Here is a 14,732-nt window from a genome sequence, read left to right on the forward strand (position 1 = left end):
CTTAAATAGGGGGAACTAAATATGAAGAAGTTAAATAAACTAACAAAAGTTTTATTACTAGCAATTTCATTTTTCTCAATTTTCGCACTAGTAGGTTGTGGACAACAAAAAGATTCAGCAAATAAGACGGTTAAAATTGGTATCTATGGATCAGATGATCGTGTTTGGAAACCAATTGTCAGCAAGTTGAAGAAGCAAGGTATCACTTTAAAAATAGTTGAATTTAATGATTACAATACTCCTAATAAAGCTTTGGAATCTGGAGAACTAGATATTAATGCTTTCCAAAATTATCACTTCATGAATGATTGGAACAAGGCCAATAAAGGTGATATTGTTTCGATCGGTGATACATATATTGCACCATTGAGAGTTTATTCAAAATCATTAAAGAATATCAGTGAATTAAAAGATGGTTCAAAAGTTGCTATTCCTAGTGATTCAACAAATGAAGATCGTGGATTAAGAGTTCTACAACAAGCAGGTTTGATCAAGTTGAAGGATAAATCATCGCTTTTAACTACCAAAGATGTAACTGATAATCCAAAGAAATTAAAGATAACACCACTAGATGCAGCACAAACAGCACATTCACTTACTGACGTTGCAATCGCAGTCGTTAATAATGATGTTGCCCAAGATGCTAAATTGGAACCAAGTTCTGCTATTTATAAGGAAAAAATCACTAAAGAATCAAAACCATATGTAAATATTGTTGCTACAACTAAGAAGAATAAGGACAATAAGACATATAAGAAAGTTGTAAAAGCTTATCAAACTGAAGCTACTGCTAAGAAGATCAAAGAAGTTTATAATGGATCAACATATGCAGCATGGAACTACAAGTTTTAATATATTATCAGAAATTAAGTGAGGAGTAATTTGATGGTAGAAAAAGGCGGAATAATTCAGCTTAAAAATATTGATGTTACTTTCCATAACGAAGGAAAGACGATCGAAGCTGTTAAGAATGTATCCATTAACGTAAATAAAGGCGATATCTTTGGCGTTATTGGTTATTCCGGCGCAGGAAAAAGTACTTTAGTACGTGTTATTAACTTATTGCAAAAACCCACGTCAGGTGAAGTTATTGTTAATGATAAGAATTTAACTAAATTAAGTGTCAAAGATCTACGTAAAGAACGTAAAAATATCGGTATGATTTTTCAGCATTTTAATTTAATGCGCTCATTAACAGTTTTTGGCAATATAGATTTTCCATTGAGAGATTCTAAATTATCAAAACAAGAACGTAAAGAGAAAGTAAATAAGTTATTAAGTCTGGTTGGACTGGAAGATCGTGCTAATAATTATCCTTCACAACTTTCTGGTGGTCAAAAACAACGTGTAGCCATTGCTCGTGCATTAGCCAGTGATCCAGAAATCCTAATATCAGATGAGGCAACAAGTGCCCTAGATCCTAAAACGACGACTGAAATATTGAACCTTTTGGGACGTTTAAATAAAGAATTAGGGATTACAATTGTTATCATTACCCACGAAATGGATGCTATCAAACAGATCTGTAATCGAGTAGCAGTTATGGAAGATGGTAAATTGATTGAAGAGGGTGACTTGTTAACTATCTTTGGTAGTCCAAAGAAGAAGTTAACTAAAGACTTTGTTGATACTTCAACTCAAATTAGTTCAGTATTAGATGAAATAAAAGAAAGCGGAATTGTTAAATCACTTTCTGGTCGTCTAGTTGAATTGAATTATATTGGTAACGTAACTAATGAACCATTAGTTGTTGAGCTATATAAGAAGTTCAATGTTGAAGCTAACATCTTGTTTAGTAACATTGAAAGATTACAAAGTACAACAGTTGGTATTATGTTGTTTGCTTTAACTGGTGACGATGATAAAGTCAGTGCAGCAATCGAGTATTTGAATAGTTTAAACGTTAATGTTAAAGAAATTGATATTACAGAAAGTGAGGAGGACTAAACGTGACCAATTTTATTAATACATATCTTCCTAATGTTGTAGCAAACTGGGAAGGAGATAACGGATTTGTAGTTGCAATTTGGCAAACATTATATATGACTTTTGTCAGTGCTATATTTGCCGGTATCTTCGGTATTATTCTTGGTATCTTATTAGTAGTTACAACAGATGATGGAATTACACCTCACAAAAATTTCTATAATGTTTTAGATAAGTTAGTCAATCTATTCCGTTCGATTCCTTTCGTTATCTTACTAGCTGTAATTGGACCATTTACTAAATTAGTAGTGGGTCAAACAATTGGACCAAAGGGTGCATTAGTACCATTGATTATTGGTACAGCTCCATTCTTTGCTAGACAAGTGCAATTAGCATTGGTTGAAGTTGATCATGGTGTTATCGAAGCTGCTGAAGCCATGGGATTATCACCTATGAAGATCATCTTTAGAGTTTATTTAAAAGAAGGTCTTCCTGAACTAATTCGTTCTGGAACTTTCACAACTATTAGTTTGATTGGATTAACTGCCATGGCCGGTGCTGTTGGTGGTGGTGGTCTTGGTAACATGGCTATTGCTGTTGGTTATCAACGATTTGAAAATGATGTAACCATTGTCTCGATGATCTTTATCTTGATATTAGTCTTTATTATTCAAGGAATTGGTGATCTACTGGTTCGCAAGTTAGAACATTAATTTAAAATTTAGAATGAAAAATAAAACTAGCAATTTAATTGCTAGTTTTTTTGTTGACTTAATGAATGAATATAATTATAATTCATTCATTAAGTTGCGGAGGGTAAGATGAAAAATATAATGTTAAAGGGATTAATAATTATTGTTGCTTTAGTATTAATAATATTAGGACTAGTAATGTGGACTACCAATACTAATAGAAGAATGAATATAAATGACTTTTCGATTAGTAGATTGACTGATAGAAAGTATGCTCTTTCCAGTAATTTGGATAGTATTTCGGTAACAACGCGGACTTCTAAAGTTAAGATTGTTAGTGGGGATGCTTTAAAACTCAGTTTAAAAAATGTTTCGGATGATCAATACAAAGTTATAAACGATAATCATAAATTAACAATTGTGCAAAAGAATAGTTCAACTCACAATTTAGAAATTGGTAAATCATCAGAAATTACTATTACAGTTCCTGATAATTTGAAGAGAATTAAGATAAATCAATTAAATGGGACTTTAAATCTTAAAGATTTAGAAGTTGAAAATTTAGCGATTGATCATCAAAATGGTTCAACTATAGCTGATAATCTAAAGATAGATGATAGAGGTACAATTACTAAGAAGAATGGTAAAACTTCTTTAGATGGAGTAAATGTTAATGGATTATCAGTTTCTATCAAAAATGGTGGTTTTACTTTAAATGGAGTAAAAAAAATAAGTTCCAACAAAACTTATAATGACCACAAAAATCATCAATTGAAGATAAATAGTGGGTCAGGACAAGTTGTTGTCAAAACTAAATAATGTGACAAAAATGTAAGACGATTGTAAGTGTCTTGAATGTACTTAGACTACTGAATCAATTATATTATTAATAAAGACAAGGGGGATTTAATTATGCATATTCCAATTAAGAGATCAAAAAATAATAGAATTATCGCAGGTGTTGTCGGTGGTATTGCTGAACATTATGGCTGGAATGCCGCAATTGCACGTGTACTCTGGGTAATAATTGCCCTAACACCACTTCCAGGAATTATTGCTTATTTAGTTCTATGGATGCTAATGGAGAATCCAGAATAGGAGGTAATCATGCATATTCCAATTAAACGTTCAAAAACAAATCAAATTTTTGGTGGAGTTGTAGCTGGTCTTTGTGAACACTATGACTGGGATCCAGCAATTGGTCGAGTTTTGTATGTAGTATTGACGATTACACCTGTATTTCCTGGAATTATCGTTTACTTATTACTATGGCTTTTGATGGAAAAACCAGAATAAAATAATTATTAAAATAAGCACGGTCAATAATTCAATTTTTTGAATTATTGACCGTGCTTATTTTTCTAGTGATGTGGTATTTGTTCAGTGAAACTATAGAATTGTGATTTATCCGAGAAGTCAGCCATGTATTGTCCGTTTAGTCCAGCCTTTTGACCAAAATATCCAAGGTCAATGATAAGATCTTCTTCTGGTTTTAGAAAATGAATTTTACCCTTTAAAGCCATACTACGGATGTAATTTATCATTTTGATAACTAGTGATTCAGGATTTTTGTTCGTATCGATTTTTTTTCTACCTGATTTAAAACATCGATAATATCTAGTAATTTAGGTGATTGATTTTCGTATGATAATAACCCCTTAACTAGACTTTCGATTACTAACTTTGCATCTGAACTGGTTTTTACTTCAGTCATAATTTTCCCCCTATGGATTTATGCAATACCAATACTAATTTTAAAATAAAAATTGATATTAATCAATTTATCTAAAGTCACCATTTAATAATGAAACTAAATATTTGTCAGCAGTTTTAGTATCAATATCGGGTTGTTCAAATAGGCACCACTCTAATACAGCAATTATTAAGTCACTATAAAACCGTGCAAGTAATTTTGCTGGTACCTCTATTTGAGTATTTGTTTCACAGTAATCGTAAACAAGATTGTTTGCTTCTTGACGTAAGTATCCTGACATGCTGTGCCAAAGATTTGAATCGACACCATTATTTTTAGTTATGTTTTTTACTAAATTTTGATGACGGTTGAAAAAATCTAATAGTAAATTGAATATGCTCGTGATTCCTTCTTCATCATCTGAATCGTCTGAAATTTTAGACAGAATATCTTTTCCAATATAAGACCAAAAGTATTGGAGTAAATCATACTTGTCATCAAAATAATTATAGAAAGTGGCACGTGGATATTCACTTTTTATGCAAATATCATTCACGGTTATTTTGTCGAATTCTTTTTCGCTTAACGCTTCAAATAGAGCCACGCGAAAGGCTTTAAGTGTTCGCTTTGCGCCTAGTGTCAGGTGCTGAGTTACGTCGATTTTCATTTTTCATCTCACCCTAATATAAATATATCTCAATAATTTGACCTTAACATATGTTTATATTTTTACAAGTGCAAAAATGTAACCGATTTAAATTTTCAATAAATTTTTGATTTTTCAAGTTAACTAGGAAAAGGGTTTTCACTTTTTTGCACTTTGGATAAATATGTCTAAATTTTAACAGTAATTTAGTGATTGTCCCTTGCCTATAGTAGAAAATAATTTTATTATTATCTTTGTGTTTGACAACTGTCAATTATTTTACACTTGAATTGATTATGGGATTGGGAGTATAGGAATGAAGTGGATTACTAAAAAATATACAGCAGCACTGATTTTATGGGTCGTTGTTGTTTTGGCCGCAATCTTTGCAATGCCAAATGTTTCTCAGTTAGTTCGTGATAATGGTGCAATTACATTACCAAGTTATACTGAGAGCCAAAAGGCTAAAAAGATTGAGAAAAAGGCTAATGGAAATAAGTCAGTAAGGACTTATACAGCTGTTTTTAATGATACGGATAACACAAAATTATCTAAAAAACAGTCTGAAGATATTACTGACAAATTAAATCAATTACAAAATACAAGTTATCTTAAGATCAATAAGGTAATGGGTCCAAGCGATAATGCTCAAACTAAAAAGCAATTGATTGCTAAGGATAAGACAACACAATTAGCACAAATTACTGTTAAGAGCAGTGGAGAGATAAGTAAGCAAGTTGATGAATTACAAAGTCAATTAAAGATTTCTGGTATCAAGACATATGTTACAGGTTCTGATGCTTTGAATGATGACTTTACAACAGTTACTGAAAAGGGTATCCAAAAGACTGAGGTCATCGCGGTTATCTTTATCTTCATTGTTTTGATCTTAGTTTTCAGATCACCTATTGTACCTTTGATTTCATTATTAAATGTTGGTGTTTCATTTATTACCGCATTGAGTATCGTAATGAATTTAGCGGAAAAGGCTAATTTTCCAATTTCTAACTTTACCCAAGTATTCTTGGTGGTTGTTCTATTCGGAATTGGTACTGATTACAATATCTTGCTCTATAATTACTTTAAGGGTGCGCTTTCTAGAGGAATGTCGGCTGTAGAAGCTGCTCATGATGCGCAGCGACACGGTGGACGTACGATCCTCTACAGTGGAATATCAGTTTTGATTGGATTTACGGTTTTAGCATTAGCTAAATTCGAGTTCTATCAAAGTGCGGTTGCCGTTGCAATCGGTGTTCTAGTATTACTAGCAGTGTTATTAACTTTGAACATGTTCTTTATGGAAACGCTTGGCGCTAAGATGTTTTGGCCAAGTAAAATCGGTAGCGGTTCTGGTAAGAGTCGTATCTGGTATGGATTATCTCGTTCAGCTTTAGCATATCCAGTTGTTATTATTGCTGTTGTTGCTGTAATGGGTATTCCATTCTTAATAAATTCAAATTCACATTTGAACTTTAATAATGCCGATGAGGTTCCAAATACATATCAAGCAAAACGTGGTTATGAAGTTATTCAAGATCACTTTAGTAAAGGAATGTCAGCTCCAGCAACAGTTTATATTCAAAGTGATTCTAAGTTGAATACTCAAGAAAAACTTGCTGCTATTGATGATTTAACTCAATATCTTAAAAAAGAACCTGGTGTTAAAACTGTAGCCTCAGCTACACAACCAGGTGGTAGTAAAATTAAGAGTATGTATCTAAAGGATCAATTAGATACTATTAATAATGGTTTAACTGCTTCAGAAAAAGGTATTGCAGAAATAAAAGCTGGTTTGAATTCTGCTAATAACCAACTAAAAGCTTCAAATATTAGTGGAAGTACAGCTCAAGTACAACAATTGGCTAATGGTACTAGTCAACTACAAAGTGGTGCTCAACAATTATCAAGCGGTATTAATGAATATACTAGTGGAGTTTCAAGTGTAAATAGTGGACTTCAAAGTGCTAATAGTTCATTACCAGCTTTGACAAGCGGAGTATCAACTTTGGCAAGCAGTTCTCAACAATTAACTTCAGGTTTGTCACAATTACAAAGCCAAGTTAGTGGATTATCTGCTCAAGCTAGTCAAATTATGGCTATGTTAGCAAGTTCAGGACAAAATACTTCTGCTATGGCATCTCAAATGGGTGCTTTGCAAAGCGCAATTAGTCAATTATCATCTGGTTCTGCTGCAATTTCTGGTGGTATGACACAACTACAAAGTCAAGTACCAGCATTAACTTCTGGTATGTCTACTTTATCAAATGGTACAAGTACTTTGGCAGCTACAAGTCCAACATTAACAAGTGGTGGTCAAAGTGTTGCTAGTGGAGCTGCAACGGTTAATAGTGGTGTTCAACAAATGAATACTCAACTTCAAGCAATGGCTGCACAAATTACAGAATTAGAAGATGGTCTAACAAGTGCTAGTGATGGTCTTGATACTTTGGCACAAGGTAATTCAAGTATGAAATCATACTTAGGCGAATTGCAAAAGTCATATATTGGAAATGATTTCTATCTTCCAAAAGCTTCTATTAAGAGTCCTGTCTTTAAACCATCATTAGATGCTTATATGGATAAGGATCGTAAGATTGCTGAATTGACACTTGTCTTTAAGGGTGATCCAAATAGTGAAAAAGTTTCTGGACAATTGAAGACTATTCAATCGGATATGAAGTCTAGATTAAAACATGGTGCTCTAAAGAACGCTAAAGTTGCAGTTGGTGGACAAACTTCTGAAAACAATGATCTACGTAAGTTAGCTAACGGAGACTTTGGACGTACAGCAATTATTATGACAATTGGTATTGGGATTGCTTTGATAGTTGTTACAGAGTCGATCTTGCAACCAATGACGATTATTGGAACATTGTTATTAACATATGAAGCTTCAATGGGAATAACTCGCTTTGTATCTCGTGTAGCATTAGGAGACTCAATGTTGAGTTGGAATACACCATTCTTTACATTTATTATGTTAATGGCTTTAGGTGTTGATTATAGTATCTTCTTAATGGTTCGTTTCAAGGATGAAAAGGAATCTGATTTGAAGGTTAGAATGCTAAATGCCGCAACCGCTATAGGTTCAGTCGTTATTTCAGCAGCAATTATTTTGAGTGGTACATTTGCTGCTTTGATACCATCAGGCGTAACAACTTTGATCCAGGTTGCTTTAGGTGTTATCTTTGGATTGATTATTTTAGTAATATTCCTTCCATTGACACTATCATCATTGATCAGTATGACTACTTGGCATGAAAATAGAATTCATCGAGTAACTCAACCTAAAAAAGGTATTAATAATCGTAAGAAAAAGAAATCAGAAACAACTGATTAAATAAGGAGTGTGACAAAAGGCGGTTTGCCACCGGAACATAGCCTAGAGACACGAATGATTGGCACTATCAATCATTTGTGGTTCGTAGCTATGTGGAGGTTGCAGCTTTTTGTTGCACGTTTAGGATATAAAAGTTTGTAGACGAAAATAGGGGTTGTGACTTATGTCACGACCCCTATTTTTTGTAAGCATAGATTATATCTCGACTTCTTTTAAATCGTGTTGCTTGTGACCACAAAGGTATATTAAAGTGCATCCGATGACAGTTATAACAATCATTAGCCAAATAGAATTACGAGCATGTGTGCCGCCAATATAAAGGTCTCCAACGATAGTAGCAAGTAAAGCAATGGTGATACCGATCCATTGACGTTGAGTAAAGGCAGCTCCTTTATTACTACGATCTTCACGTTTAGTTAAGTAAGGCAATATAGCGCCTAATCCTACTAGAGAAGCAATTGCAACAATATTAATTATTAGTTCGTACCACCAAGTAGCTGACATTGATGGTACATCCTTTGGACCCATTCCAAAAATAGTTGCAGCCAGAGTAATTAGCAAACACCACCAACCAATAATTTGGGCTATTTTGTCATTTTTGATAAAAGTGTAATCGGATGGAAATTCATTACTTCTTCTACGTACTTGAATAAAAGCAAAGAATACCCAACAAGTTACTCCAGGAGAAATTATTCCGTTCAAATTAAGTAACCAATCAAATACATCCAACATACTTGGTAAAAATATTCCAAGCATCATGATGAAAGCACTAAGTCCGCAGGTTAAGAGGTAACCATTAATTGGAAGTCCTGATGCGGTAGTTTTTTGAAGTATTTTTGGTATGTATTTACTTCCGGTATCTGAAATAAGCATCCTAGTCATTGCATCAAGTAAGACTGCAAGTAGGGCTGATAAATAAAGTATTTCTGTAAGAGCAAAAATATACATAAAAATATTTCCAAGATGAAAATGTTGACCTAGAGCTTGAAATGCGTAGTAAGATCCATTCATCTTTAAATCGGTTGGTAGATGATAAGCATTGAAGAAAACACTTAAAGAAAAAGAACCGAAAATCGTTAAAAACCCAGTCATTGCTGCTAACATGATCATGGCTTTCGGGAATTCTTTTTGTGGATTACGCATTTTAGTTATAAAAGGAGCGATAGATTCTGCACCGTTGATTCCATAAATCAATAAACCAATGGTTGTTAGATAATGGAAGTCGAATTTTGGCATTAATGCCTTTGCTGTTATTGGCTCTGTTTCAATATGTCCACCCATAGACAAGGCTGTAAAAGTCATAACAACAAATAAAACAGTCATGCTGAACATTGCTATTCCGCCAACTTTGCTAAGAAATTCCATTGAATTTTTAAATTTAGATTGAATGTAAATAAAGACGATAAAAACTACCAAAGTTAAAAGAGCAAATCCACTATTTGATAATTGATCTTGTAAATTAGCAGTCCCATTTATCAACCAACCAATACCGATAACAATCGTATTAGCAGTATCTACAATATAAGGAATTGATGCTGCCCAATGAGTCCAAGCGGTTAAATATCCCATAAAATCGCCGTTGGTACCTCGTACCCATGATGAAAGACCGCCAGTTTCATGGTTGAATGCTGACCCTAGATGTCCAACCATCATTGAATAGGGGACAACATATAATACTATCATTAGGATCCAAGATATTATTACGCTTAATCCTTGATTTTGAAAATTATAAATTAGGTCATCGAACCCAACAACCGTAACAAACCCCATTAATGCAAGCGTAGGCCAGTTAATGTATTTTTTATTTGGATCTTTCATAATGAAAGCCCCCAATCACTTAAACAGATTTGTGAATTAATGTTTAAATAATTTGTGGTCTCAAATTAGTTACAACATATATTTTTATATCAATTTTTCAGTGTTAATACAATAGATTTTACTAAAAAAAGTCAAAAAGTTGTAAACGTTTCCATTACTCTAGGACAAGAGCTTTAATGGATAACAAGAAATATCAAAAATGTATATTCAATCTTTATTATCATTTATATTCATTGCTTGTATATTTTTTGTGTGACTTCATTGAATAAATGATAATGATATATATTTCACAATTACTAAGGGATGTTTTAATGTATACACAAAAAAACAACTGAGCAAAACTTATTAGTCTTTCTCAGTTGCTTTGTATGAACTTTTATTTTTTAATATTTTTTTCGTAGAACTTCCAGAATTTAGCAGCAACATCATCTTTTGACATCAAAGGCCAAGTTACTGGTTCTTTATTATTTTGTATTACCGTTATCTCATTTGTATCGGTATTAAATCCTGAACCAACTTTTGATACGTCGTTTGCTAAAATCATATCTACGTTTTTTTCATGTAACTTTTTTTGAGCATATGGAATTAGATTTTCTGTTTCTGCGGCAAATCCTACAACGAATTGATCTGTTTTTTTCTTTGAAATTTCTTTCAAGATGTCAGGATTCTTCTGAAGTTTGATCGTGTAAATATCTTCATCATTATTCTTTTTTATCTTTTGTTCGGCTTTGTGGACGGGCCTAAAGTCGGAAACAGCTGCTGCCATTACTAAAACATCAGTCATGGCAAAGGTTTCTTCTAGTTTTTTTTGCATCTCAATTGCGGTTGATACATGAACTTCTTCAATATTAGGAGAACTTATTGGATCATGAACGGTGCTTATCAATGTAACATGCGCTCCCATGTCAGCAGCTACGTTAGCAAGTGCAATTCCCATTTTTCCAGAAGACCTATTTCCAATAAAACGAACTGGATCAATGGCTTCTTGAGTTCCGCCTGCTGTTACAATTACGTTAGTTCCAGCTAGTACTGGCTTAGTAAAAGTCTTATAGATCTCTACCATGATATTTTGAAGGTCAGGTAATCGTCCTTTACCGGTTTCTCCTTCAGCAAGAAAACCAGAATCAGGTTGCACAACGGTAATATCCATTAATGCTAACGTTCTAAGATTTTTTTGAACAGCAGGGTTTTCCCACATAGTCGTATTCATTGCTGGAAAAACAATTTTGGGTGCATCTGTTGCCAATAAAGTTGTAGTAGCTAAATCATCAGCTATACCATTTGAGATTTTGGCAATTATGTTAGCTGTTGCTGGAAGGATAATTGCTAAATCAGTCCAACGAGCTAATTTAATGTGAGGGATAAAGTCGTCGTTACTAGATTGTGCTGTGAAATTATCAGTTAAAACTGGTCTTTGACTAAGAGTAGCAAAAGTCAGCGGAGTTACAAATTTTTGAGCCGCCTCTGTCATAACTACTTGAACACAAGCCTCCGCTTTTATCAATTCTCTGACGACACTTAGTGCCTTGTAGGCTGCAATACCACCTGAAACGTAAAGTGTTACATGCTTATCTTTTAACATATGTTCACCTCAAAAGCTTTTCTTTCCTCTATTATACATGTTTTATTATATGATAAAATTTTTAGTAACAGGGGGATCAGCATGTATACGTCAACTATTGTTATAATTATTGCCATTTTGCTATTCATGGTTAGTAACAATTTTTTGTTAAGTACTTTTCAAAATCTTGGATTAAACTTTTGGGCAAGTGAAGTAATAATTGGAATTATTATCTTATTAGTTGTTTTCTTGATTTATAAATTTATTTTGAAGAAAATTTTTGATAAAAAATAAGGAGTCTTATCAATATATTATTGATGATGACTCTTTTTTTGTAACAGAGAAGTGTAAAATTAATAGTAGATATATTTCCACCAAAGGAGTAGTGAGAAGATGGAAAATACAAATTCAAATGGTATCTCTAATACTGTTTTGTCTAAAAAAATTGCTCAAGAAGGGATGGTTTTATTACAAAATAACCATCATGTATTACCTTTAAAAACAAAAACAGTTGCTGTATATGGCAGTGGCGCATTTGCAACAGTGAAGGGTGGTACAGGTTCAGGTGATGTTAATCAAAGAACTACTTCAATTGTGGAAGGTTTAGAGAATTCAGGATTCACTGTTACAACTAAAGCCTGGTTGAATCGATTTCAAAGATACTATCAAGCAAAAGAGGCTGAATATAGTAAAGATACTAATATATTATCTCCAGCATTTAGTATGGATGATCCAGAAATTAGTGACTTTAATGAAGCTCCAGTCGGAATTTATGTAATTTCTAGAAGTTCAGGTGAAGGTTTTGATCGCAAAAATGAGGCTGGTGATTTTCAATTATCTGAAAATGAACTTTCAAATATACAACGTTTAAGTGAATACTATGAAAACAGTGTTTTACTATTAAATGTTGGTGGAATAATTGATACAAGTTTTGTTGACTCTTGTCCGTTACTAGATAGTATTTTGTTGATCTCACAGCCTGGGATGACAGCTGGTGATGCAGTCACAGAGATACTAGATGGTACTAAGACTCCATCAGGTAAATTATCCGATACATGGGCGGATTATCAAAAATATCCTGCAATTAATAATTTTGGAGTTAAAAATCCAGAGTATTCTGAAGGAATTTATGTTGGGTATAGATATTTTGATAGTTTTCAAATTAAATCGAGATACGAATTTGGATTTGGATTAAGTTATGCACAATTTGATATTAAAACTAAGAGAGTTTCAGTTAATGAAAAAGAAATTTCCATAAAAGTAGAAGTTAGAAACGATAGTGAAAAATATCGTGGGCAAGAAGTAGTGCAAGTTTATATTTCTAATCCTCAATCAGATATACCTACTCCATATCAGGTATTACGTGCATTTGGTAAGACTAAGATTTTAAAGCCACATGAATCACAAGAACTAGATCTTACGATAAAAACTGAAGATTTAGTAATTTTTGACGAACGAAACGCTGCCTTTGTACTTACACCTGGTATATATATATTACGTGTTGGTAATAGTTCTCGTAATACTAAAGTGGTTGCAGAAATGAAATTGGATAGAAAAACGATCATTAAAAAAGTGGAGCATAAAGTATGTCCACAATTTGATCCTACGAAACTCAGAAAGAATAAAGTTAAATTACAAAGAACATCAGGTGTACCGTTCTTTTTACTAAAATCAGAAAATTTTGATCAGGGTGATCCAATCAAGTATCACGATTTTTCTGAAGTGGTAACTTATACAGTTGATGACAAAAAATTGCCAGGTAAGTATTTTAATGAAAAGACCATCACTAAGACTAAGGTAAACAATTTAAAGTTATCAGATGTCTACAATAAAAAAGTTTCTATTGAAACATTTGTTGCTAATTTAGATAACAAAGAATTAGTTGACTTGGTGGAAGGAAGCTTGGAAGAAAGTAATGACAGCATAATCGGAAACGCTTCAAGTCTCGTAAAAGGAGCTGCTGGGCAAACTGTTGAAAATAAAAAACGTGGAATTCCGGAAACGGTGAATGCTGATGGACCAGCAGGCTTACGATTGGATAAAAGTTACAATAATACTGCGTGGCCGATTGGAACTTTGATAGCTCAAACGTGGAATACGAAATTGGGCCAGGAAATGGGATCTGCAATTGGTGAAGAGATGAAACGTTGTGGAGTGACACTTTGGTTAGCTCCAGGGATGAATATTCATCGAGATCCATTAGGTGGACGTAATTTTGAATACTTTTCAGAAGATCCTTTACTATCAGGGATTATGGCAGCCTCAGAAACTAAGGGGGTTCAAAGTCATTCAGGATTGGGAGTTACGATCAAGCATTTCTTGGGTAACAATCAAGAAAGTTATCGCAATACTGGTAACAGTATTATAGGCGAACAGGCATTGAGAGAGATATATTTGAAGAATTTTGAAATTGCTATAGAAGAAGAACAACCTTTAGCAATCATGTCTTCATATAATATGGTCAATAATTACTTTTCAGGGGCCAATTTTGAAGCTTTAACTAATATACTTCGCGACGAATGGAACTTTGAAGGATTAGTTATGACTGACTGGTTCAGTGCCGCAGATCCTAGAGAAAGTATGCATGCTGGTAACGATTTAATTATGCCAGGTGCTTCTAAAGATACTTTATTTGCGGCTATCGACGATCTAAAACCAAAATTCAATGAAGATGGTAGTATTGCGACTAAACAAGTTTTGAATCCTGCTGAGATGAAATTAGATACCATAGAATTATGGAATGACTTTATTCCCGATGTAGATGGAAATGTTTTAATTAAAGTTAAAGTATCATCTGATAAAATTAGCGAGAAAGTTAAAGAACTATTTTATTCTGGAAGTATTCAAGTATTAGATGATAGTCATATAATTATTCAAGGTAAATGGAAAGATAACAATGATTTAAATTTAGGCGATATTCAAAAATCAGCGATCCATATACTTGAAACTATTATGAAAACAGATAAATTTAAAAGTTTAATGGCATAAAAAAAGGAACAATGCACTAGTCCCTGTCAAGTTGACAGATGAAATATTATAAAGTTGAATCTGTCTCT

At 33.2% G+C, this 14,732-nt stretch carries 12 protein-coding genes and 1 pseudogene; 9 read left to right on the plus strand and 4 right to left on the minus strand.

Going from position 1 to position 14,732, the window contains the following annotated elements; genetic code table 11:
- Window positions 1-21: 21 nt before the first annotated feature.
- The 6 genes from FC72_RS08965 (at window position 22) to FC72_RS08990 (ending at window position 3,914) form a co-directional block, all read left to right on the plus strand.
- Complete coding sequence (locus tag FC72_RS08965; RefSeq protein ID WP_057766944.1) at window positions 22-852, plus strand: MetQ/NlpA family ABC transporter substrate-binding protein; 831 nt, start codon at window positions 22-24, stop codon at window positions 850-852.
- Window positions 853-903: 51 nt separating this feature from the next.
- Window positions 904-1,947: a methionine ABC transporter ATP-binding protein gene (locus tag FC72_RS08970; protein WP_057766971.1), complete on the plus strand. Its 1,044-nt coding sequence runs from the start codon at window positions 904-906 to the stop codon at window positions 1,945-1,947.
- Between the two features lie 2 nt (window positions 1,948-1,949).
- Window positions 1,950-2,639, plus strand: coding sequence for a methionine ABC transporter permease (locus tag FC72_RS08975; RefSeq protein WP_057766946.1), 690 nt, complete (start codon window positions 1,950-1,952; stop codon window positions 2,637-2,639).
- 108 nt (window positions 2,640-2,747) lie between these two features.
- Entirely contained in the window at window positions 2,748-3,437 is a 690-nt protein-coding gene (locus FC72_RS08980; protein WP_057766948.1) for a hypothetical protein, read from the plus strand.
- Window positions 3,438-3,530: 93 nt separating this feature from the next.
- Window positions 3,531-3,716 (plus strand): PspC domain-containing protein, encoded by a 186-nt coding sequence (locus tag FC72_RS08985; protein ID WP_057766950.1) that lies wholly within the window; start codon window positions 3,531-3,533, stop codon window positions 3,714-3,716.
- Between the two features lie 9 nt (window positions 3,717-3,725).
- The gene (locus FC72_RS08990; RefSeq protein ID WP_057766952.1) at window positions 3,726-3,914 is read left to right on the plus strand and encodes a PspC domain-containing protein; all 189 of its coding nucleotides are present in this window, start codon (window positions 3,726-3,728) and stop codon (window positions 3,912-3,914) included.
- Between the two features lie 65 nt (window positions 3,915-3,979).
- Here FC72_RS08990 and FC72_RS08995 read toward each other — a convergent pair.
- Window positions 3,980-4,335: pseudogene (locus tag FC72_RS08995) on the minus strand (bacteriocin immunity protein).
- Between the two features lie 64 nt (window positions 4,336-4,399).
- Window positions 4,400-4,978: a TetR/AcrR family transcriptional regulator gene (locus FC72_RS09000; RefSeq protein ID WP_057766954.1), complete on the minus strand. Its 579-nt coding sequence runs from the start codon at window positions 4,976-4,978 to the stop codon at window positions 4,400-4,402.
- A gap of 295 nt (window positions 4,979-5,273) precedes the next feature.
- On the opposite strand from FC72_RS09000, the gene FC72_RS09005 reads away from it, so the two are divergent.
- Window positions 5,274-8,297, plus strand: a complete 3,024-nt coding sequence (locus tag FC72_RS09005; protein ID WP_057766956.1) for an MMPL family transporter — start codon at window positions 5,274-5,276, stop codon at window positions 8,295-8,297.
- Between the two features lie 195 nt (window positions 8,298-8,492).
- On the opposite strand, the gene FC72_RS09010 is transcribed toward FC72_RS09005, so the two are convergent.
- Together FC72_RS09010 and coaBC are read right to left on the minus strand one after the other, a co-directional pair.
- Window positions 8,493-10,115 carry an APC family permease gene (locus tag FC72_RS09010; RefSeq protein WP_057766958.1) on the minus strand — a complete coding sequence of 541 codons (1,623 nt, stop codon included), beginning with the start codon at window positions 10,113-10,115 and terminating at the stop codon, window positions 8,493-8,495.
- A gap of 376 nt (window positions 10,116-10,491) precedes the next feature.
- On the minus strand, window positions 10,492-11,697 hold the full coding sequence (coaBC, locus tag FC72_RS09015) for a bifunctional phosphopantothenoylcysteine decarboxylase/phosphopantothenate--cysteine ligase CoaBC (RefSeq protein WP_057766960.1): 1,206 nt from the start codon (window positions 11,695-11,697) through the stop codon (window positions 10,492-10,494).
- Between the two features lie 81 nt (window positions 11,698-11,778).
- Between coaBC and FC72_RS09020 the strand changes: the two genes are divergently transcribed.
- Together FC72_RS09020 and FC72_RS09025 are read left to right on the plus strand one after the other, a co-directional pair.
- On the plus strand, window positions 11,779-11,970 hold the full coding sequence (locus tag FC72_RS09020) for a hypothetical protein (protein ID WP_057766962.1): 192 nt from the start codon (window positions 11,779-11,781) through the stop codon (window positions 11,968-11,970).
- Window positions 11,971-12,069: 99 nt separating this feature from the next.
- The gene (locus FC72_RS09025) at window positions 12,070-14,664 is read left to right on the plus strand and encodes a glycoside hydrolase family 3 protein (RefSeq protein WP_057766964.1); all 2,595 of its coding nucleotides are present in this window, start codon (window positions 12,070-12,072) and stop codon (window positions 14,662-14,664) included.
- Window positions 14,665-14,732 lie beyond the last annotated feature (68 nt).

The organism is Companilactobacillus tucceti DSM 20183 (genome assembly GCF_001434665.1).
Taxonomy (GTDB): Bacteria; Bacillota; Bacilli; order Lactobacillales; family Lactobacillaceae; genus Companilactobacillus; species Companilactobacillus tucceti.

Bases quoted from the DNA above. Each gene is read 5' to 3' on its own strand.
- FC72_RS09010 (WP_057766958.1), bottom strand. From the start codon at position 10,115: ATGAAAGATCCAAATAAAAAATACATTAACTGGCCTACGCTTGCATTA.
- FC72_RS08990 (WP_057766952.1), top strand. From the start codon at position 3,726: ATGCATATTCCAATTAAACGTTCAAAAACAAATCAAATTTTTGGTGGA.
- FC72_RS09020 (WP_057766962.1), top strand. From the start codon at position 11,779: ATGTATACGTCAACTATTGTTATAATTATTGCCATTTTGCTATTCATG.
- FC72_RS08965 (WP_057766944.1), top strand. From the start codon at position 22: ATGAAGAAGTTAAATAAACTAACAAAAGTTTTATTACTAGCAATTTCA.
- FC72_RS08980 (WP_057766948.1), top strand. From the start codon at position 2,748: ATGAAAAATATAATGTTAAAGGGATTAATAATTATTGTTGCTTTAGTA.
- FC72_RS09000 (WP_057766954.1), bottom strand. From the start codon at position 4,978: ATGAAAATCGACGTAACTCAGCACCTGACACTAGGCGCAAAGCGAACA.
- FC72_RS09025 (WP_057766964.1), top strand. From the start codon at position 12,070: ATGGAAAATACAAATTCAAATGGTATCTCTAATACTGTTTTGTCTAAA.
- FC72_RS09005 (WP_057766956.1), top strand. From the start codon at position 5,274: ATGAAGTGGATTACTAAAAAATATACAGCAGCACTGATTTTATGGGTC.
- coaBC (WP_057766960.1), bottom strand. From the start codon at position 11,697: ATGTTAAAAGATAAGCATGTAACACTTTACGTTTCAGGTGGTATTGCA.
- FC72_RS08985 (WP_057766950.1), top strand. From the start codon at position 3,531: ATGCATATTCCAATTAAGAGATCAAAAAATAATAGAATTATCGCAGGT.